Below are 1481 nucleotides of genomic sequence, written 5' to 3' on the forward strand. Positions count from 1 at the left end.
CCTAGGACTTGTCCGGCCGATCATGGTTGTGGGCGGTCGGGCATGATGCCCGGGTGAGCATCATCGTGAAGTTCTTCGTGGCGCCGGACGACACGTCAGCGGGTCTGGCCCTCCAGACCGGGCCGGGACGGGCATTCGAGTCGCTCTCCTTCGGCAACTTCGATCCCGAGGAGGCGGTGATCGAGTGGGAATGCCTTCTGGCCGGTGGCAGCTTCGAGGAACTCGTCGATGCCGGTGAGCCTCGCATCGTTGCCGGCCAGGACAACGACGGGTGCGTCGTCTTCGCGATCTCGCCTCGCCTGTCCACTGCACTCGCGAACGCTGGGCCCTCCAGGTTGCGTGACGTCGCCGCCTCGTGGGCTCAGCTGCGTGCGGAGGACGGTGAGGTCATCGACACCGAAATCGCCGAGGCGATTGTGAGTGATCTGGCTGGCCTCGTCAGCAGCGCCCGGCGCCATGACCAGGGCGTCTACTGCTGGGTCGCGTAGGAGTTCATGTTCGGAGCCAGATAGCGACGGCCGCCGCGGTGGCGGTGCCGAGGAAGACGTAGCCGCGCTTGTCGTAACGCGTGGCGACCGCCCGGGACTGCTTCAGGCGGTTGATCGCCCGCTCGACGGTGTTGCGCTTCTTGTAGCGGTCCTCATCGAAGCCGGGCGGCCGTCCACCGCGTGCGCCCTTACGCAGGCGGGCCGCCTGGCTGTCGGTCTTCTCCGGGATGGTGTGGCGGATTCCCCGCCGTCGTAGGTACTCGCGGATGGGACCGTTGCTGTAGGCCTTGTCGGCTGCGAGGCTGTCCGGCTTCTTGCGCGGCCGTCCCAGGCCAGGTCTCGGCACTCGGATCTTCTCAAGGACCAGCTTGAACTGGGTGCAGTCCGCCCGCTGACCTGGTGTGACGATCAGGGACAGCGGGCGGCAGCGTCCGTCCGCGCTCAGGTGGAGCTTGCTGGTGAACCCGCCCCGCGAGCGGCCCAGGCCCTCACCTCCCGCACCACCTCCACCAGGCGGGCGACCAGGCTCTGCCACGGCGTCTCGTCCTGGTGTTCCACCCCTGCGGCCCCCTTTGATCCCGGGGCCGGCGGCGGATCGGTGCGGGCTCCGGCCGCATGCTGATGCGCGCGGACGATAGTGGAGTCGACCGAGACGTCCCAGTCGATCTCGCCTGCGGCGTCGGCCTCGGCCTGGACCTGCTGGAGCAGACGTTCCCAGGTGCCGTCGGCCGACCACAGACGATGGCGCTCGTAGACGGTCTTCCACGGCCCGAACCGTTCGGGCAGGTCACGCCACTGCACCCCGGTCCGCACCCGGTGCAGAATCCCGTCGATCACCTGCCGGTGATCACGCCAACGGCCACAACGCCCGTTGCTGACCGGCAGGAACGGCCGCAGCCGTTCCCACTCGGCATCACTCAGATCACCCCGCCCCATGCTCGTAGGAACGACTCGGGCACGGAGTAGTCACATGATCGACCGGACAAGTCCTAG

General features: G+C 68.0%; 1 protein-coding gene and 1 pseudogene. One reads left to right on the top strand and one right to left on the bottom strand.

All coding sequences use genetic code 11. From position 1 onward, the window contains the following. The first annotated feature begins 53 nt into the window (after positions 1-53). Positions 54-488, top strand: a complete 435-nt coding sequence (locus ACZ60W_RS37260) for a hypothetical protein (RefSeq protein ID WP_469759839.1) — start codon at positions 54-56, stop codon at positions 486-488. A gap of 4 nt (positions 489-492) precedes the next feature. Here ACZ60W_RS37260 and ACZ60W_RS37265 read toward each other — a convergent pair. Further along, positions 493-1424, bottom strand: a pseudogene (locus ACZ60W_RS37265) (IS5 family transposase). Positions 1425-1481 lie beyond the last annotated feature (57 nt).

Source organism: Streptomyces sp. NPDC104202, assembly GCF_055584185.1.